General features: G+C 62.3%; 13 protein-coding genes and 1 pseudogene. 9 read left to right on the top strand and 5 right to left on the bottom strand.

Annotation, left to right across the window (positions count from 1 at the left end; translation table 11 throughout):
• Positions 1–11: 11 nt before the first annotated feature.
• Positions 12–827 (bottom strand): ABC transporter ATP-binding protein, encoded by an 816-nt coding sequence (locus BM321_RS10515; protein ID WP_092442452.1) that lies wholly within the window; start codon positions 825–827, stop codon positions 12–14.
• Positions 824–2,416, bottom strand: a complete 1,593-nt coding sequence (locus BM321_RS10510; protein ID WP_092442451.1) for an ABC transporter permease — start codon at positions 2,414–2,416, stop codon at positions 824–826. The genes BM321_RS10515 and BM321_RS10510 overlap by 4 nt, the downstream gene beginning before the upstream one ends.
• Before the next feature lie 288 nt (positions 2,417–2,704).
• Between BM321_RS10510 and BM321_RS10505 the strand changes: the two genes are divergently transcribed.
• Positions 2,705–3,706 carry an ABC transporter substrate-binding protein gene (locus BM321_RS10505; RefSeq protein WP_092442450.1) on the top strand — a complete coding sequence of 334 codons (1,002 nt, stop codon included), beginning with the start codon at positions 2,705–2,707 and terminating at the stop codon, positions 3,704–3,706.
• Positions 3,707–3,829: 123 nt separating this feature from the next.
• Here BM321_RS10505 and BM321_RS10500 read toward each other — a convergent pair whose 3' ends face one another.
• Positions 3,830–4,750 carry a LysR family transcriptional regulator gene (locus tag BM321_RS10500; protein WP_092442449.1) on the bottom strand — a complete coding sequence of 307 codons (921 nt, stop codon included), beginning with the start codon at positions 4,748–4,750 and terminating at the stop codon, positions 3,830–3,832.
• Between the two features lie 182 nt (positions 4,751–4,932).
• On the opposite strand from BM321_RS10500, the gene BM321_RS10495 reads away from it, so the two are divergent.
• Positions 4,933–5,838, top strand: coding sequence for a TauD/TfdA dioxygenase family protein (locus tag BM321_RS10495; protein ID WP_092442448.1), 906 nt, complete (start codon positions 4,933–4,935; stop codon positions 5,836–5,838).
• Positions 5,839–5,910: 72 nt separating this feature from the next.
• Here BM321_RS10495 and BM321_RS10490 read toward each other — a convergent pair whose 3' ends face one another.
• Together BM321_RS10490 and BM321_RS10485 are read right to left on the bottom strand one after the other, a co-directional pair.
• Positions 5,911–7,518, bottom strand: coding sequence for an alkaline phosphatase family protein (locus BM321_RS10490; RefSeq protein ID WP_092442447.1), 1,608 nt, complete (start codon positions 7,516–7,518; stop codon positions 5,911–5,913).
• A 190-nt stretch (positions 7,519–7,708) separates the two neighbouring features.
• A complete protein-coding gene (locus BM321_RS10485) occupies positions 7,709–8,653 on the bottom strand; it encodes a LysR family transcriptional regulator (RefSeq protein WP_092442446.1) in 945 nt (314 codons plus the stop codon).
• Between the two features lie 155 nt (positions 8,654–8,808).
• Between BM321_RS10485 and BM321_RS10480 the strand changes: the two genes are divergently transcribed.
• The 7 genes and pseudogenes from BM321_RS10480 to BM321_RS31290 form a co-directional block, all read left to right on the top strand.
• Positions 8,809–11,148, top strand: coding sequence for a TonB-dependent receptor (locus BM321_RS10480; RefSeq protein WP_092442445.1), 2,340 nt, complete (start codon positions 8,809–8,811; stop codon positions 11,146–11,148).
• A 325-nt stretch (positions 11,149–11,473) separates the two neighbouring features.
• Positions 11,474–12,283, top strand: coding sequence for an energy transducer TonB (locus BM321_RS10475; RefSeq protein WP_092326101.1), 810 nt, complete (start codon positions 11,474–11,476; stop codon positions 12,281–12,283).
• Positions 12,284–12,335: 52 nt separating this feature from the next.
• Positions 12,336–13,055: a MotA/TolQ/ExbB proton channel family protein gene (locus tag BM321_RS10470; RefSeq protein WP_371128535.1), complete on the top strand. Its 720-nt coding sequence runs from the start codon at positions 12,336–12,338 to the stop codon at positions 13,053–13,055.
• 1 nt (position 13,056) lies between these two features.
• Complete coding sequence (locus BM321_RS10465) at positions 13,057–13,458, top strand: ExbD/TolR family protein (RefSeq protein ID WP_092442444.1); 402 nt, start codon at positions 13,057–13,059, stop codon at positions 13,456–13,458.
• Positions 13,459–13,589: 131 nt separating this feature from the next.
• Positions 13,590–14,219, top strand: coding sequence for a LysE family translocator (locus BM321_RS10460; RefSeq protein ID WP_092442443.1), 630 nt, complete (start codon positions 13,590–13,592; stop codon positions 14,217–14,219).
• 462 nt (positions 14,220–14,681) lie between these two features.
• Positions 14,682–15,782: an ABC transporter substrate-binding protein gene (locus BM321_RS10450; RefSeq protein ID WP_092442441.1), complete on the top strand. Its 1,101-nt coding sequence runs from the start codon at positions 14,682–14,684 to the stop codon at positions 15,780–15,782.
• Between the two features lie 23 nt (positions 15,783–15,805).
• A pseudogene (locus tag BM321_RS31290) lies at positions 15,806–18,121 on the top strand (ATP-binding protein); the annotation flags it as partial.
• Positions 18,122–18,146: the final 25 nt, after the last annotated feature.

Below are 18,146 nucleotides of genomic sequence, written 5' to 3'. Positions count from 1 at the left end.
TAGACAGTCTTTCAGCAGGCGATAAAGGCCAGGGGCAGGTCGCGGATCTGTTCGCGCACCGGCGGCTGGTAATGGTCATCGCTGGTCAACTCGTGCAGCAGCTCTTCACGCAACTGGTGGAATTCGAAGCTGCTGCGTTGGCGTGGATGGGGCAGGGTAACGTCGACGACCTGCTTGATTCGCCCGGGCCTCGGCTCCATCACCACCACACGGTCGGCGAGAAAAATCGCTTCTTCCACATCGTGGGTCACCAGCACTGTAGTGATCTTGGCGCGGTCACGAATCGCCAGGAGTTCGTCCTGCATCTGCTGGCGGGTCAGGGCGTCGAGGGCGCCGAAGGGTTCGTCCAGCAGCAGGATGCGCGGGCTGGCCACCAGGCCTCGGGCAATCGCCACCCGTTGCGCCATGCCGCCGGATAACTGGTGAGGATAGGCGCGGGTGAAGTCGCTGAGGCCCACCAGCTCGATAAAATCGCTGATGCGCCGGTTACGTTCAGCTTCGCCGAGGGGCTCGTTGGCCAGCCCCAGGCCGATGTTTTGCGCGACGGTCAGCCAAGGGAACAAGCGATGCTCCTGGAACACGATGCCGCGCTCGCCGCCGATGCCACTGACCGTTTGGCCATCGACGCGAATCTCGCCGCGAAACTGGGTGTCGAGCCCCACCAGCAGGCGCAACAGGGTGGATTTGCCGCAGCCGCTGGAGCCGACGATCGCGACGAATTCGCCTTCGGCAATGTCCAGGTTGAATTCACGAATAGCCTCCAACTCGAAGCCGTCGACGTCGAAGGACTTGCCCACATGGTTGAAGCTGACAATCGGTGCGTTCATGCGTGTCTCCAGCGGGTAGCACGGGTTTCGATGCGTTGGCCGATCAAGTTCAGGGTTGCACCGGTGAGGCCGACCAGGAGCATGCCGCTCATGATCAGGTCCATGCGCAGCAGTTGCTGGGCGCCGATCATCAGACTGCCGATACCGCCGTTGGACGGCATGAAATATTCCGCACCGATGGTACCCAGCCAGGCGTAGATGAGGCTCAGGCGCAGGCCGGCGAAAATCCCTGCGGCAGCGCCTGGCAAGATCAGGCGGCGTAGTCGCTGGGTCAGACTCAGGCGCAGCACCTGAGCGGCCTCGCTGAGCTGTGGCGAGAGGTTCAGCACGCTGCGTTGAGTGGCGATAAACAGCGGGAAGAACGCCGCCAGGGCGATGAATACCCACTTGGCCAATTCGCCCAGACCGAACCAGGCGGTGAGCAGCGGTACCCAGGCGAAAATCGCGATCTGGCGCAAGGCTGCCAGGGTCGGTCCCAGCACTCGTTCGCTGCGTCGCGACAGTCCAAGCCACAGGCCCATGGCAAAGCCCAGGCCGCCGCCGAGCAGCAACCCCCCCAGTGTGCGTTTCAGGCTTGTGCCCAAGGCGCCGCTCAGGCTGCCGTCCAGTGCGCCGGCGACGGTGGTGTGCAGCACGAGCCAGGGGCTGACCAGAATGTTTGCGTCTACCCAAGCCTGTTGCGTCGCCACCTGCCACAGACTCAACAGCAGCAGGGGCAGCAGCCACGGTTGCAGGCGCTGCCAGCCTTGATAGCGCGGGCCGCGTCGAATCTGCGCGGTGGCCGGGTGCGGCCAGTGCACCCATTTGTGGTCCAGCCAGCCAATGCCGCGATCCATCACCACGCCGAGTACGCCGATGATCACGATGCACACGAAGACGATATCGAGCATGAACAATTGGCGCGCCCAGACCATCAGGTAGCCGATGCCTTCGCTGGAGGCCAGCAACTCCACCGCCAGCAATGACGTCCAACCGGCCGCCAGGGCCAGGCGCACGCCGGCCATGAAGGCCGGCAGTGCGGCGGGCAGGATCAGGCGGCGGATCAACAGGTGGGTGGGCAGGCGCAGTACGCGGGCGGCTTCACGTAAATGGGGTTGGGCGTCGCGTACGCCCACCAGGGTATGCAGGGTCACGGGCACCACGATCGCCTTCACCAGCACCACCAGTTTCAGGGTCTCGCCGATGCCGAAAAACACCATGAACAACGGGATCCAGGCCAGCGTCGGCACTTGTGACAACGCACTGAACGTCGGAAATACCAGGCGCTCGGCGCGCGCACTGAAGCCTAGCAGTGCCCCCAGCAACGCCCCACTGGCAATGCCCGCCAGCAGCCCCCAGAACAGGCGGTGCAAGCTGATTGCCAGATGGCTCCACAGCTCGCCGCCGGCCAGGTCCACCGCGCTGCTCCAGACCAGAGACGGCGGTGGCAGAATCTGTTCGCTCATCCAGTGATGGCGGCTGCCCAGCCACCACAGCGCGCAAAGCGCCAGAGGCAGCAGCCATGGCAGTAGACGTTCATTGAGTATCGGCCCATGCGACGTGGCGCTGGGGGCCGCGAGCGGCAAGCTCAAAAGTGAGGTTCGGGCCATGGAAGACCTCCGTTGTCGCCAATGGCGTTATGTGATTCTGATCTTATAAAAACGCAATCAAGATGATTGAGGGATAAGAAAAATCATTTAAAGCCTCTGTCCTGCACGCATCCAATGCATTCGAAGAATATTTTCGATGCTGTTTATGCATAGTCCTCTGGGGCCGGCGTTTTAACTTGCATAGGTCTAAAAGCTATTAAAGTGTGAATTTATAGTATTTAAAGTTTTGCCCGGCGTGTGCCTACTTTCTGCTTCCCAGGCGACCCTCGCCCACAAGGAGCTGCGCTTATGAAATTGCCTTTTGAACGTCTGATCACTCTGTTCGCGGGCACTGCGTTGGCCGGGCTGGTGCATGCTGCCGAACTCAAGGAGATCCGCATTGCCGTGCCCGACCTCAGTGCTGGCAGCCAGCACAGTGGCGGCGGCATAACGGATGTGTTGCGCGAGCAGCAGATCTTCGAGAAAGCCTTTGCCGACCAAGGCATCAAGATTCAGTGGAATTACTTCAAGGGTGCGGGCCCGGTGATCAACGAAGCCTTCGCCAATGGCCAGGTGGACTTGGCTTACCTGGGGGATCTGGCCGCGATCATCGGTCGTTCCAACGGCCTGGATACCCGCCTGCTCAGTGCCATCGCACGGGACGTCAAGCAGTACCTCGGCGTGGTGCCGGGCTCGGGTATCAAGACCCTGCAGGACCTCAAGGGCAAGCGTGTCGCAGTGTTTCGCGGCACGGCCAGCCAGTTGTCGTTCGACGCCGCGTTGGCCAGCCAGGGCTTGAGTGAAAAGGATCTGAAAGTCATCAACCTGGACTTCAACGCAGCCGGCGCGGCCTTGGCCGCCAAGCAGATTGACGCCACCTGGGGCGGCTCGAGCCTGAGCGCATTGCAAGCCAAGGGGCTGGCGGAAATACCGTTGACCACCAAGGACCTCGGTGGCGCCGGCAGCGTGCAGGGGGTGCTGGTGGGCAGCAAACAGTTCGTCGACGAGCACCCCGACGCGGTGGCCAAGCTGCTCAAGGCCCAGCAGCAAGCGGTGCAATGGTTGACCGATGACAACAACAAGCAGGCCTATATCCAACTGGTGTCGGGGCGGGCCAGTTACCCACCGCTGATCCTGACCAATGACTTGAAAGACCAGGCCCTCAGCGAGATCTTCCCGTCGACCCTGGACCCGGTGTTCCTGGGCAAATTACAGGGGGCGGTCGACCTGGCGTCGAAGGAAAAGCTGATTCGCCGGCCGTTCCAGGTGAGTGATTGGGTGGCGCCGAACCTGGCCTCGGTAGGGCTCTGAGTCTGGTGGTGTCGGGGGGTATCGCTTTCGCGAGCAGTCAAATCGGCGTTCCCACATTCGACCGCGTTTCGTCAGGATGAATGTAATCGAATGTGGGAGCGAGCTTGCTCGCGAAGAGGCCGATCAGACCGCCATGCTGATGGCCTGCTGATCCACCTCCAGCAACGTCTCGATCATCGCCTTCGCCGCTGGCGACAAGCGTGAACCGGTGCGGCTGACGATGCCGCAGCGGGCGCTCAGGGTGTCCATGTTGTGTGGCAGGTTGCGCCAGTGCAGCAGCACCAGCGTGCCTTGGGCGATGTCGTCGGCGAAGGCTTCCTCGGTGCCCACGCCGATGGCATTGGACTGCAGCACGATCTTGACCAGCGCCGGGAAATGTTCGGTCTGGATGCTCGGTGAGAAATCCATGCGCCCGCTGAGGTTGGCCAGCAGTTTGCGAATGCCCTGGGAGATCAGCGGCGCCGCCAGCGGGTAATCGAACATGTCGTTGGTCGACAGACTGTCCTTGGCCAATAGCGGGTGCCCGGGCCGGCAGAAGAACACCCCACGCTTGGGCGTCAGCGCGCGGGTCTGGAAATTCGGGTCGGTTTCGAACTGACGAATGTCGGCGATAAAAAACTCTATCTCTTCTCGGCTCAGGGCGCGGCTGAGTTTTTCCCAGTTATCCACCTGGAAACCGGTGCGGATTTTCGGGTGGGCGGTGATAAAGCGCGCCACGGCGTCGGGCACCAGTTTCACGGCGGGTGCCGGGCCACAGCCGAAGCGCAGTTCGCCGGCATCGAGCTTGGTCATGCGTGTCACTTCACTGCTGAGCAAGGCTGCGCCATGCACCAGCGTCAGTGCGTGTTGCAGCACCACTTGGCCCTCGGGCGTGGGGCGCAGATCCTTGTGGCCACGGTCCACCAGTACACAGCCGAATTCTTGTTCCAGCCCCTGGATGCTGCGGCTGAACGCCGGCTGGGTGATGCCCATGGCGTCCGCCGCGCGTACGAAACTGCGGTGTTCGTTAAGGGCGATGAAATAGCGCAGTTGGCGAAGATCCATATGCTTTCCCTGCATTTTAAAAATAGGTCGAAGGCATTTGCGACCAAGGGAGCTGAGGTTTTAAATGCAAGCTCTTATTCCGTCAACGATGCATCTATTAATTTGCTAGATCAAAATTGCATATAGATAGAGCGTTGCCGGGAAACGTTCCCACCATCAGCAGGCACATGAGGGTCACCACAATGAGCAACGCCGCATTAGCTGTTCAACCCATTGCCCAAGCACTGGACATTCACCCGGTCGCTGGCCGCATCGGTGCCGAGATCCGGGGCATCAGATTGTCCGGTGACTTGGACGCCGCCACCGTCGAAGCCATCCAGCAGGCGCTGGTGCAGTACAAAGTGATCTTCTTCCGCGACCAGACCCACCTCGATGACCAGAGCCAGGAAGCCTTCGCCCATCTGCTCGGCGAGCCGATTGCCCACCCGACGGTGCCGGTACGCGACGGTACGCGGTTCCTGATGGAGCTGGACGGCACGCGCGGCCAGCGCGCCAACTCCTGGCACACCGACGTGACCTTCGTCGACGCCTACCCCAAAGCCTCTGTGCTGCGTTCGGTGCTGGCGCCCAAGTCCGGTGGTGACACCGTGTGGGCCAACACTTCCAGTGCCTATAACGATCTCAGCGCGGGGTTGCGCGCACTGGCCGATACCCTGTGGGCGGTGCACAGCAATGAATACGACTACGCCGCGATCAAGCCGGATGTGTCAGTAGAGCGGCTTGAGGAGTACCGCAAGGTGTTCACCTCCACGGTGTATGAAACCGAACACCCGGTGGTGCGTGTGCACCCGGTCAGCGGCGAGAAAACCCTGTTGCTGGGGCATTTCGTCAAACGCCTCAAGGGGTATTCACAGGCGGATTCGACCCAACTGTTCAACCTGTTGCAAAGCCACGTCACGCGCCTGGAAAACACCGTGCGCTGGCGCTGGAACACGGGGGACGTGGCGATCTGGGACAACCGCGCCACCCAACATTACGCCGTGGACGACTACGGCACCCAGGAGCGTATCGTGCGCCGGGTCACCCTCAAGGGCGATGTGCCGGTGGGCGTGCAAGGGCAGTCGAGCAAGACCATCAAGGGGCTGTAAGCCGGCGCAGACGCGACTGTGTGGGCAATGTGGTCCTCGCCACAGGAATCTCACCCCATTGATTCGCGTCCTTTACCAGACGCCGATTTGCACCACTTTCTCCGCCTCCGGCTCACCATAACGAAACCGTTGGCCACGCAGATCGATCTCTGTGTGGCTGATGGTGGTGCGCCGCTTCAGCCCGCGCAGCCACTCGAACAGATACCCCAGATGACTTTCGCGAACCTCGGCATAAGCCGGGTCACTGCCCAGGTCGTGCAGTTCCTGCGGGTCGTTTTCCAGGTCGAACAGCTGTGGACGAAAGCCGTCATAGGCCAGGTACTTCCAGCGTTCGCTGCGCACCATGGTCATGCGGCAGCGGTCGATGGGTTGTGCCAGGCGCTCGCGGGCCGGGGCCTGGAAGGCGTAGTCGTATTCGGCGATGGCGTAGCGGCGCCAAGTGGTGTCTTGAGCGTGCAGCAGCGGGATCAGCGAACGGCCTTCCAAGCGGTGGTCGGCAGCGGGCAGGCCCAAGGCGTCGAGGAAAGTCGGCAGGGCGTCGATGGTTTCGACCAGGCGTGCGTCCACCGTGCCACGGCTGATATCGGCAGCGGCCCGCGGGTCACGCACGATCAGCGGAACGCCCACCGCAGGCTCCAGCAAAAACTCTTTCTCGCCAAGGAAGTGATCGCCGAGAAAGTCGCCATGGTCGCTGGTGAACACGATCAACGTGTCGTCCCAGCGGCCATTGCTTTGCAGAAAATCGAACACGCGCCCGAGTTGATCGTCGATCTGTTTGATCAGCCCCATGTAGGTGGGAATCACCGTGAGCCGTACCTCGTCACGGGAAAAATTCAGGCTCTCCTGATGCTGGCGGAACGCTTGATACACCGGGTGATCGCTGGTTTGTCCAGGCTGTATGGGCGCCTGGATATGCTCGGCGCCGTACAACGCGTGATACGGCGCCGGGGCGATGTAGGGCCAGTGCGGCTTGATGTAGGACAGGTGCAGGCACCACGGTCGCTCGGCTTGCTCGTGGATAAAGTCGATAGCACGGTCGGTGGTGTAGACGGTTTCCGAGTGCTGCTCAGCGACTCGTGCGGGTCGCCCGGCGTTGCGCATGTGCCAGCCGCTGAGCACCTCGCCGTTTTCACCTTCTGCCGCGTTCGCCCATTCGTGCCACGGGTTGGTGCCGCTGTAGCCCTGCGCGCGCAGGTAATGGGTATAGGGCGCGGACTCGCGTTTGTCGTCGAACAGCGGGCTGTCGGGGTAGATGCCATCGTGACGAAAGTAGGCGTCGAAACCGACTTCATTCAAGGGCTCGGCCTGCGGGCTGGCGGGGTCGATGTCCAGTCGCTGCAAGGCCTCCAGGTTGGGCGTGGCGTGGGTCTTGCCCACCAGCGCCGTGCGGATGCCGTGGGGGCGCAGGTAGTCGCCGATGGTCAGTTCTTCCAGGGGCAACGGGACCGCGTTCCACGCTACCTGATGGCTGCTGACGTAGCGCCCGGTATAGGCCGACATGCGGGAGGGGCCGCAGATGGTGCCCTGGGTATAGGCGCGGCTGAAACGCACACCGGCGGCGGCCAGGCGGTCGATGTTCGGTGTGTGCAGATGGGCGTGGCCGTAGCACGACAGGTAATCGCGGCGCAGTTGGTCGCACATGATGTACAGCACGTTGCGGACGGTTTTTGGGGCAGGCATGAGGCTTCACCAAGTGGAGGGCAGGTGAGTTTTTTCGCCGTTCGGAGGGTGGGCTGGCAAGTGCATTTGGGGACTGGGTTTCATGCAGTCAATGCATCGGTGTTGCTGCCAGCGCTTTCGCGAGCAAGCTCGCTCCTACATTTTGAATGCGTACAAGTGTGGGAGCGGGCTTGCTCGCGAAAGCGCCGCTTCAGACAGCGACATTCTCCAGTGCGCACACCTCCTCATCCCGCTCATCGAGCTGCTTGATCTGCTCGATCATCGCCTCCGCCAACGGCGACAAGCGATACCCCGCACGACTGACGATGCCATAGCGGGTGTAACGTTCCTCCAGGTCTTCGGCCAGGCCATCGATCGTCAGGCACACCAATTCGCCGCGAGCCATGTGCAGCACATCACTGTTGGCGCTGACGATGCCGATGGCGTCGGAACGCAGCACCACGCCCATCAGGCTGTAGCCGTTCTCGCATTCGACGTTGGGCTGGTAATCGGGCCGCCCACTGAGGTCGACGATGACCTTGCGCAGGTTCGGCGGGCGAATGGTCACGGCCAGTGGGTAACTCATCAGTTGCGCGGCCGTCACGCTGGGTTGCTGTGCCAGCGGGTGGCCGGCACGGCAGTAGAAATACCATTTGCGCGGCCGCAAGCGGTAGGTGTGGTAGTCCGGGTGGGCTTCGAAGTGGCGAGTGTCGGCGACGAAGAATTCGAATTCTTCGCTGAGCAGGCGTTTGCCCAGGCTTTGCCAGTCATCCACCTGGAACTGCACGCGGGCCTTGGGGTAGCGCCCGATAAAACTGCCAATGGCCCGTGGTATCAACCCCGCCGCCGGCGCCGGACCGCAACCGAAGCGCAATTCGCCGGCTTCCAGACCATTGAATTGGCTGATCTCGTTGGCCAGTTGCTGTGCGCCACTGACCAGGCGCCGGGCATGTTCAAGCAATACCTGGCCTTGCTTGGTGGGTGCCAGGTCTTTGCGGCCGCGATCCACCAGTTGGCATCCGGCGCTGTGTTCCAGGGCCTGGATGCTGCGACTGAACGCCGACTGCGACAGATTTACCGTCAACGCCGCCGCGACAAAACTGCGTTGTTCGGCAAGGGCAATGAAGTGGCGAAGTTGGCGCAGATCGATATGCATTTTTCACATCAAAAATATCGGGGAAATGCATTGGCTATGCATTAGGTCGACTCCTTATAAAGGCTATCTCTTATGCAGTAAATGTTCGTGAAAACATAAATAAATAACCTAAGGGAATATCAAGTGATGGATATTTCCGGGTTCCGGAGCCGCTTATGAGTCTGTTGAAGCCCGCTGTACCTTGCTCTCCCTGGAGGCTCAAACGCCTGCCCCTGGCCATGTTGCTGGCCGGCAGTGCCAGTTGGACACCCAGCCACGCAGCCGAACCGGCCCCCTCGGGTGAAAGCGCCAGCGGCCAACTGGAAACCGTCACGGTGACTGCCCGGCGGCGCACGGAAAGCGCCCAGGCGGTGCCCACGCCGATGAGCGTGATCGGCGGCCAGGCCCTGGAAAGCCAGCGGGTCTATCGGATTCAGGATTTGCAGCAACTGGTGCCCAGCGTCAACGTGGCCTACATGCATGCGCGCCAGTCCAGCGTGTCGATTCGCGGCCTGGGCAACAACCCGGCCAGCGACGGGTTGGAAGGCAGCGTGGGCTTGTATATCGACAACGTGTACCTCGGCCGGCCGGGGATGGCGGTGTTCGACCTGATGGACATCGAACAGCTCGAGGTGTTGCGTGGCCCCCAGGGCACGTTGTTCGGCAAGAACACCACGGCCGGCGTGATCAATATCAGCACCCGTGCGCCGAGTTTCACTCCGGAGCGCAGCATCGAAACGTCGCTGGGCGAGGACGGTTACTTCCAGACCAAGGGCACGATCTCCGGCCCGCTGACCGATGAACTGGCCGGGCGTTTCTCGGCCTATCGCACGCGCAGCGACGGCGACATCAAGAACGAATACGACGGCCATGACCTCAACGGCGGCTCGCGCCAGGGCTTTCGCGGGCAACTGCTGTACAAGCCGAGCGAAGCGTTCAACCTGCGCTGGATCGGCGACTACAACGAAGAGGACTCCAGCGCCGGCACCCGCGTGCTGTACAGCACCGGGCCGACCATCAATGGCACCAACCTCTACCAATCGCGGGCGGCCGCTGCGGGGGCCACCCTGGTCGACGGCACCCATCGCAAGGTCAACCTGGACAGCGACCAGCACGTCACTGTGTTCCAGGGCGGCACCTCCCTGGAGGCCAACTGGACGTTGCCCAGCGATTTCACCCTGACCTCGGTCAGTTCCTATCGCTTCTGGAATTTCACTCCGCGCAACGATGATGGCCTTAACGTGCCGGCGTCCTATAACAGCGGCGTATCGGTGGAAGACAAACAGTGGTCCCAGGAATTTCGCCTGGCATCGCCCACGGGTGGCTTCTTCGACTACGTGCTGGGTGCCTACTATTTCGGCAACTCGCTGGACAACAAATCCTTCGTCTCTTACGGGCCCCAGGCGGATATCTGGAACGGCACGCCTGCAGGTGCGCTGGCCAACGTCAGCACCGTGGGCAACGGGCACATCCGCACCGACAGTTTCGCCCTGTTTGCCCAAGGCACCTGGCACCTCACCGAGCGCCTGGATTTCACCGCAGGCTTGCGCGGTACTTATGAAGAAAAAAGCGCCTGGGTGACGCGTAACAGCCCAGTGGGCGGTGCGGCCGTCACGGGCGCCGCCGCGACGGCTCGACGTAACCGTACCGGCGCCTATGACTCCGGCGACCTCACGCAATACAGCGCCAGCCCTTCGGGCTTGCTCAACCTGAGCTACCGCTTGAACGACAACCTGCTGGGCTACGCGACCTTGTCCCACGGCGAGAAGTCCGGTGGGGTCAACCTCGTGGTCGGCTCCGCACCGACTGCCGGGGCGGACTCGCTGCTGGTCGGCACCGAGCGCGCCAACAACGCCGAGCTGGGTTTCAAAAGCACGTTGTGGGACCGGCGCCTGCAGCTCAATGCCAACCTGTTCTGGACCCAGGTCAACGGTTACCAGACCAACGCCTATGACCAGGACAATCGCGTGCAGTACCTGACCAACGCAGGTTCCGTGCGTTCGCGCGGCGTTGAGGTGGAAAGTACCTGGGTGCCGATCAAGGGCCTGACGCTGAACCTCAACGGCTCGTTCAACGATGTGCGTTACCTGAGCTACAAGGATGCGCCGTGCCCACCGGAAGTCAGTCTGCGCCCAGGAGCGCCGGCTTCCTGCGACCTGAGCGGGCACCCAGTGGTAGGGGCGTCGAAGTGGATCGCCAATGCCAACGGCGAGTACAAGTGGAATCTGGACAATGGCTTGGAGCCCTACGTCACCGGCAGCTATGCCTTTCGCTCCAAGGCCGTGGGCACGGTGGAGGATTCCGACTACGGACAGATTCCTGCCTATGCGGTGGTCAACCTGTCCACCGGCTTGCGCGGCAACTATGAGCAGGGACAGTGGGATGTGTCGTTGTGGCTGAAAAACGCTTTCGACAAAACCTACTACACCACCCTGTGGACCGGCGGTAACGGCGGTTACGAAGGCCTGTTGGGGAGCCCGCGCACGCTAGGGGTGACCGGACGCTACGACTTCTAACCCATGGGATAGGTGGACAGGTCAACACCCGTGCCACCCGCCGCATCGTCAGCGCCGTCACTCGTGTGCGCAAACAACCTGTCGAGCCATGCCTTTAATGAATATTTTGCATGCCTGGAAAAGCACCGAAAAAGTGTGTCTCGGCGCCAGGCCACGCGGGCCGCGGCTTTAGCGCATGGGTGAATTTCAATTATTCGTTTTAGATCTATATATAACTTTAAAGATTACTTTAAGGGATAAGCGTCTAGCCCCGATCATTTAGCCCTCGACGGCCTTTCACGCAGGCCTGTCGATTCCTGTTTCAAAAACCGTAGGGAGTGAATCAATGGGCAATGTCCAGGCCGCCGCCAGTGCACACGAGGCGCAATGGCGCCAGGCACCGGGTGGTGAGTTGGTCGACCTTGGCCGGCCGCACCGTGCGCCGTTGGGGCAGCTGCGCTTGCAGCGTCCCCCCGGGCGCTTTTCGAGTCGGCGCGAAGGGATTCTGCTGGGGTTGCTGGTATTGGCCCTGCACGGTGCGGTGATTTATTGGGTGAGTCAGAAGCCCACCCCGGTGCTGCCGATTGTGCCGCCGGAAATCCCACCGATGACCATCGAATTTTCCCAGCCCGCGCCGCCGGTGGTCGAAGCGCCGCCGCCCGTGCCACCACCACCGCCGCCACCTGTGGTCGAGCCACCGCCGCCCGTCGTGGATGAGTTGGCCGCCAAGCCGGCGCCGAAAAAGATTCCGAAGCCCAAGCCGGTACCCAAGCCTGTGCCTAAGCCGGTCGCCAAACCGGTGGAGCAACCGCCTGCGCCTCCCACGCCTGCGCCACCGGTTCCCGCGCCAGTCGCAGCCCCCGCACCGGCTCCGGTAACCCCGGCTTCGGCCAACGCCGCGTACCTGAAGAACCCGGCGCCCGAATACCCATCATTGGCCCAGCGCCGGGGTTGGGAAGGCACGGTGTTGTTGCGGGTGCAGGTACTGGCCAGCGGCAAGCCGGGTGAGATCCAGATCCAGAAAAGCAGCGGTCGCCAGCAACTCGACGACGCCGCGCTGGCCGCCGTGAAGCGTTGGAGCTTTGTGCCGGCCAAGCAGGGCGATGTGGCCCAGAACGGCTGGGTCAGCGTACCCATCGATTTCAAGATTCACTAACTATTGCTGCGGTGTGTTGCACACGCCGCGATCTGTCCAGAGGGAAAACATCATGGCATTAGCATCTCCACTTGAATCCATCGAAAGCGCGGTGATCTGGCTGCTGGTGGCCTTTTCGGTCGCAACCTGGGGCCTGGCCTTGCTCAAGGGCGTGCAGTTCGGTCGCCTCAAGGCCCAGGATCGCAAGTTCCACAAACAGTTCTGGGCGGCGTCGAGCCTCGAGTCGGCCGCTGAACTGGCCGAAACCCAACCCGGCGCCGCTGCCCGTGTGGCCCAGGCCGGTTATGCCGCGATCCAGGTCGGTGATGCTCCCCACGCTGCCGACCTGAGCCAGGCCATCAACCACCAGGACCGCCTCGAACGCGCCCTGCGCCAACAGATCGTCCGGGAGCGCCGCTCCCTGGAAACCGGCCTGGCGGTGGTCGCCAGTATCGGCAGCACCTCGCCGTTCATAGGACTGTTCGGCACCGTTTGGGGGATCATGGAAGCGCTCAAGGGCATCAGCGCTGCCGGTTCCGCCAGTCTGGAAACCGTAGCAGGGCCGATTGGTGCGGCGCTGGTCGCCACGGGCGTGGGTATCGCCGTCGCGGTTCCCGCGGTGTTGGTCTACAACTATTTCTTGCGTCGCCTGAAGCTCACGGCCGCCGACCTCGACGACTTTGCCCACGACTTTTACAGCCTCGCACAGAAAAATTCGTTCCGCGTGCTGCTGCACCCAACGCTGAACAAAGCCCGTGCCGGCAACCCGCAGAAAGTGAAGGAGGCGTCCTGAGATGGCTTTCTCCACACAAGACAATGACGAGGTGCTGAGCGAGATCAACGTCACGCCACTGGTGGACGTGATGCTGGTGCTGCTGGTGGTGTTTATCGTCACCGCGCCGCTGCTGACCAACGCCATTCCCATCAATTTGCCAAAGACCGAGTCCGTGGCTCCCGTGGAACAGAAAGACCCGCTGGTGGTGAGCATTGACGACAAGGGCAAGGTGTTCATCAACAAGGACGAGATCCAGGCGGATCTGCTGGAGTCGAACCTGCAAGCCGCCAAGGCGAAAAGCCCGGATGTACGCGTACAACTGCAGGCGGACAATGGGGTGAACTATGGCGAGGTTGCCCGGGCCATGGCGTCCATCGAGCGTGCGGGGATCAGCAAGTTGTCGGTGATAACGGCGAAATAGGATCGGGCGCTGGTCTTGGGTTCCTGGTGTACATCTCCTCGACTGATGGGCCACACAGAACGTTTGACCGAACGCCGAGTGGCTAACTAGAGTGGATAACCGTACGGCTGCCGACTGCCCTGGACATTCAAATGAACGACCTATCCCTGCTGCTTGCCTTCATCGCTGCTGCGTCAGTGCTCACCGTGACCCCCGGCGTGGACACGACCATGGTGCTTCGCGCTACAGCGACCGGCGGTCGATGTTCGGCGGCGATGGCTGCTATCGGTATCGTGCTCGGGTGTCTGGTGTGGGGAGCCGCGGTGTCACTGGGGCTCGGTGCCCTGTTGCAAGCTTCGGAGTGGGCTTACCTTGCGCTGAAAATTGTCGGTGCCGTGTATCTCGTCTGGCTGGGTGTAAAACTGCTGCTGCGACCCCGGGCGTCGCTGCAAGGGCAGGGGAGCGAGAACATGGCGGCCTCTGCGCGTGGTGCCTTTGTTCGCGGTTTACTGACGAACCTGCTGAACCCCAAGATTGGTGTCTTCTACATCACGTTCCTCCCCCAGTTTGTCCCGAGTGGCGCGAGCGTGGCCAGCTACTCCTTCTTCCTGGCGGTGCTACACGTGCTGTTGACGCTGGCCTGGTTCGGCATTCTGGTAGCGGCGACGGTGCCACTGAGCAATTTCCTGAAGCGCCCGGCGGCCCTGAAGGCGCTTGACCGACTCACCGGCGGTGTTTTTGTCGCGTTTGGGCTCAAGTTGGCTGTTTCCAATCCGGCTTGAGCCGAATGCCGCACTGCCAGTAGAGGGTTCATTGCGTCCAACACTGCATGTCGATGGACTTCCAAGGCGTCGTAGCCGTAGCGATCTTGTGGGCCGCTCGGTTGGCTGAAATCCTCCACGGCCGCGAGCGAAGCGGGTACGTTGCGACTATGCTCATTGCCACTGCAGGCAATGTATGGGTTTCAGTGATCGGCCGCCAAGGGAAGGAGTCTGTATGTGTCTGGTTCTACATGTCCGGTTCCATTGTTGGAATGACCGAATGAGCAATCTGGTAACAGATGTCCATCGGCGCATTTTGATCCCTGGGCGACCCATCGTCAGTTTGTGAGCACCCACTTCACAGGGACGACGATCTCCAATCTGCAGGCCGATTTCTCCAAACCAGATCAAGCAGTCGATCCAGGCTGTCGACAGGTGCAGGTGGATGACTTTTGGTAAATCCCAAGGACGATGGAGAACAACATGAACACCAAACCGATCCACAAAATCTTGTGGCGCTTCGCTGGCTGCGTGACCGGGCTGGCGATGGTGGTCGCCAATCCAGCCCACGCCGCCGACAGCGGCATCGCCCGTGCCCCTACCGCAAGCCATAGCATTGCTTTCAGCAACTCCTACGCAGGCAGCGATTTCCGCAAGGTGATGGTGCGCAACTGGCAGGAGATTGCGGCCCAGGCTCAGAAGGACGGCTTGATCCGCGAGGCTCCGGTGGTCAGCGCGAACAACTCGGCGTCGGAACAAGCGGCCCATATCCAGGACCTGGTCGTCAAGGGCGTGAACGCCATCGTCATCCTGGCCGCGTCCGACACGGCCCTCAACGGTGTGATCCGCGACGCCTGCAACGCCGGCATCGTGGTGGTGGTCATGGCCAGCCTCGTCACCGAAAGTTGCGCCTATACCGTGGATTACAACTGGTCCGCCATGGGCCGCGTGGAAATGGATTATATCGCCGAGCGCCTCAAGGGGAACGGAACGCTGCTGGAGATCCGCGGCATTGCCGGCGATGCCACCGATAAAAACATCAGTGACGGCATTCGCAAGGCCGCCAGCGACTATCCGGGCCTGAAGTTCGCCAAGACCGTCTATGGCAACTGGACTGCTTCCGTCGCACGCAAGGAGGTAGCGCTGGCGTTGCCATCGCTGCCCAGCATCGATGCCGTCGCGACTCAAGGGGGCGACGGTTATGGCGCGGCCATGGCGTTCAAGGCGGCGGGACGCCCTTTGCCGATCATTGTGATGGGAAATCGTCAGGACGAACTTGCTCTGTGGAAACAGGAGCGTGATGCCAATGGCTACGAGACCGTCTCGGTCTCCGCCTCGCCAAGCGTCTCCCAGGTGGGGTTCTGGGTGGCCCAGCAGATTCTGGCGGGCAAGCAGGTGCCGAAGTTCGTCGAGGTGCCGCTGGTGCGTATCGATGGGAAAGACCTGGACGCCTGGCTCGCCACCATGCCGGTGGGCGGCGCCGCCAATCCTTCCTATGACCAGGCCGCCGTCGTGGCGATGATCGACGCGGCCACCAACCATACGGCGCCGCCGACGCCTTTGCCGGAGGTGACGAAACCGTAGTGGCGGACGGGGGGCGCGGCGCCATGTCGACATTCAGACCTGCCACGGACAGGCCCATTGCCGTCAGGATTGGCCTGGCGGTCGCCGCGCTGGTGTTCCTGATGCTGGCGGTGTCGCTGGTGAACCTTTATGGCCTGCGCGACATGGTCCGTGCGGTGGATTCCGCCAGCCATTCCGCGGAAATTCTCGCCTCGGTCAACGGTGCCACCGGGCGGGTGGAGAACTTCATCGCCACCCGCGACCAGGAAAGCCTGTCCCAGGCCGAAGGCATGGTGGCGACGGCTATCGCCGGCCTCTCGGCCATCGCGGTGGCAGAGGCGCAATCGCTCAAGGGCAGTCTGGAAAGGCTCGCGACGGCGATCGCCGCCTTGCGGGCCGCGAGCCTGGCCATGGATGGCGAAACGGAGAACATGACCGCCCACTACAGCCGGATGCGAGAGGCGACGATCCTCGTCGAACAGGGCATCGCCGATGGGTTGAAGGGGCTTGAGACCCGCACCGCGGAGCACGAGGCGCGGGTGAGCGACATCGAAAGCGCCCATCGCATCCTGGATATCCTGCGCAACGGCGAACGGATCATCACCGCCAATGTGGCCAGGATGCTGGTGACCGGTGACGGGGCAGCCGACACTGCGGCGCGCAACGCCAGCGCGGCACTCCGGCCCGTGGTCGAACAATTGCGCGAGTTGATGGGGACACCGCAGCAGAGAGAGGCCCTGGACCAGTTGGCCACGGCGCTCGACGCTGCCGGCGTGGCGGTCGAGCATCTTGGCGAGGCGCCCAAGCTCCGGGGAGGCGAGGCCTTGCGGTATCTTGCCGCCGTCGGGGAGACGGCCGAGCGCCTCGAGACAATGTTGGAGGAAGTGGAAGGGCACGTTGCCCATGACGCCAGCGACATTCAGGCAGCAACCGGTTTGCTGCAAAATGCTGCCGCGTTGTCCAAGCGTTTCGCCGAGCGTGTGGCCACCCTGGAGGCGCAGACCTTGTCGTTTCGCCTGTCGCCGTCGGCCGAGGTCGCCGACGCTGTCGACCACATCCTGGACGAGCTCTCCCGGCTCGCTCGGGTTCTCCCAGCGTCCGTGGGGCTGCAGGCCAGGGCAACGCCCCTGACGGTCAGCGATCAGATCGCCGGCTACCGGGCGGCATTCGCCAGGTTCCATCAGGCGAGCAACGCCTTGAGCGACGCGCGCGATCAGGTTCGCAACGAGGCACGGAGCGCCGGCCTGTTGGTGGCGCGCTTCGCTGGTCAAGCACGCTCCGACGCCTTGGTCCACAATGATCGCGGCATGCTTGCGACGATCGTCGCAGGGACCGTCGCCCTCCTGCTGGCCGGCGCCATCGCCTGGAGCACGTCGCGATTTGTCGCGCAGCCCATCGTGGCCCTGGCCTCGGTCATGCGCCGGCTTGCGGCTGGCGACCTGGACGCCGAGATCGCCAGCGCCGGACGCGGCGACGAGATTGGAATCATGACCCGCGCCGTACGGGTGTTCCAGGAGAATGCCCTGCGCATCCGGGTGTTGGAGGCCGAGGCCGACGCCGAACGACAGCAAGTCCAGGCCTCTTTGGAAAGAATGGTCGCCGAACGGACCGACACGCTGCACCACCAGACCGAGGTGCTGGAGGCGCAGGCCATCGAACTCATTCAGGCGCGCAACCAGGCCGAGACGGCTAACCAGGCAAAGAGCGATTTCGTGGCCACGGTCAGCCACGAACTGCGCACCCCCCTGACCCTCATTCTCGCCCCCCTGGAGCAACTCTCGGCGGCGCCCACCCCGCCAGCGGACTGGCATGTGCAAATCGACCGCGCCCAACGCAACGCATTGCGCTTGATGAACCGGGTGAACGACATCCTCGATTTCTCCAAGGCCGAAGCGGGCAAGTTCGAGTTGTGCCCAACGCCCATTGACTTGAATAAGGTGGTGGGCGTGCTGGCCGAGGACGCCGCCATGGTGGCCGAGGGCAAAGGCTGCACCTTGACCTGCAGCATCGATCCCGCGCTCGGCACGGTGTTCCTGGATCCCCAACACTTCGAGAAGATTCTTCTCAACCTGGTGAGCAATGCCATCAAGTTCACACCGGCTGGCGGCACCGTGCACCTGGCCGTCACGCCGCTCGATGGCGCGCGATTTGAACTCGCGGTGCAGGACTCGGGGATTGGCATTGCGCCTGACAAACTGCCGCTGTTGTTCCAGCGTTTTTCCCAGATCGACAATTCCGCCACGCGGCACTACAGCGGCACAGGCATCGGTCTCGCCCTGGTCAAGGATCTGGTTGAATTGATGGGGGGTGAAGTTGGTGTCAACAGCGAGCCCGGACGGGGTTCGTGCTTCTTTGTTCGACTTCCGCTGGGGACCGAGCCAAACA

The sequence above is a fragment of the Pseudomonas sp. NFIX10 genome, assembly GCF_900111955.1.
GTDB lineage: Bacteria > Pseudomonadota > Gammaproteobacteria > Pseudomonadales > Pseudomonadaceae > Aquipseudomonas > Aquipseudomonas fluorescens_AA.
Note: the sequence above shows the minus strand (reverse complement) of the source record. Positions and strands in the feature narration are given on the sequence as shown.

What these genes read in the sequence shown, in the direction of transcription:
- BM321_RS10505 (WP_092442450.1), top strand. Translation starts at nt 2,705, where the DNA reads ATGAAATTGCCTTTTGAACGTCTGATCACTCTGTTCGCGGGCACTGCG.
- BM321_RS10460 (WP_092442443.1), top strand. Translation starts at nt 13,590, where the DNA reads ATGAACGACCTATCCCTGCTGCTTGCCTTCATCGCTGCTGCGTCAGTG.
- BM321_RS10500 (WP_092442449.1), bottom strand. Translation starts at nt 4,750, where the DNA reads ATGGATCTTCGCCAACTGCGCTATTTCATCGCCCTTAACGAACACCGC.
- BM321_RS10480 (WP_092442445.1), top strand. Translation starts at nt 8,809, where the DNA reads ATGAGTCTGTTGAAGCCCGCTGTACCTTGCTCTCCCTGGAGGCTCAAA.
- BM321_RS10475 (WP_092326101.1), top strand. Translation starts at nt 11,474, where the DNA reads ATGGGCAATGTCCAGGCCGCCGCCAGTGCACACGAGGCGCAATGGCGC.
- BM321_RS10515 (WP_092442452.1), bottom strand. Translation starts at nt 827, where the DNA reads ATGAACGCACCGATTGTCAGCTTCAACCATGTGGGCAAGTCCTTCGAC.
- BM321_RS10510 (WP_092442451.1), bottom strand. Translation starts at nt 2,416, where the DNA reads ATGGCCCGAACCTCACTTTTGAGCTTGCCGCTCGCGGCCCCCAGCGCC.
- BM321_RS10450 (WP_092442441.1), top strand. Translation starts at nt 14,682, where the DNA reads ATGAACACCAAACCGATCCACAAAATCTTGTGGCGCTTCGCTGGCTGC.
- BM321_RS10495 (WP_092442448.1), top strand. Translation starts at nt 4,933, where the DNA reads ATGAGCAACGCCGCATTAGCTGTTCAACCCATTGCCCAAGCACTGGAC.
- BM321_RS10470 (WP_371128535.1), top strand. Translation starts at nt 12,336, where the DNA reads ATGGCATTAGCATCTCCACTTGAATCCATCGAAAGCGCGGTGATCTGG.
- BM321_RS10485 (WP_092442446.1), bottom strand. Translation starts at nt 8,653, where the DNA reads ATGCATATCGATCTGCGCCAACTTCGCCACTTCATTGCCCTTGCCGAA.
- BM321_RS10465 (WP_092442444.1), top strand. Translation starts at nt 13,057, where the DNA reads ATGGCTTTCTCCACACAAGACAATGACGAGGTGCTGAGCGAGATCAAC.
- BM321_RS10490 (WP_092442447.1), bottom strand. Translation starts at nt 7,518, where the DNA reads ATGCCTGCCCCAAAAACCGTCCGCAACGTGCTGTACATCATGTGCGAC.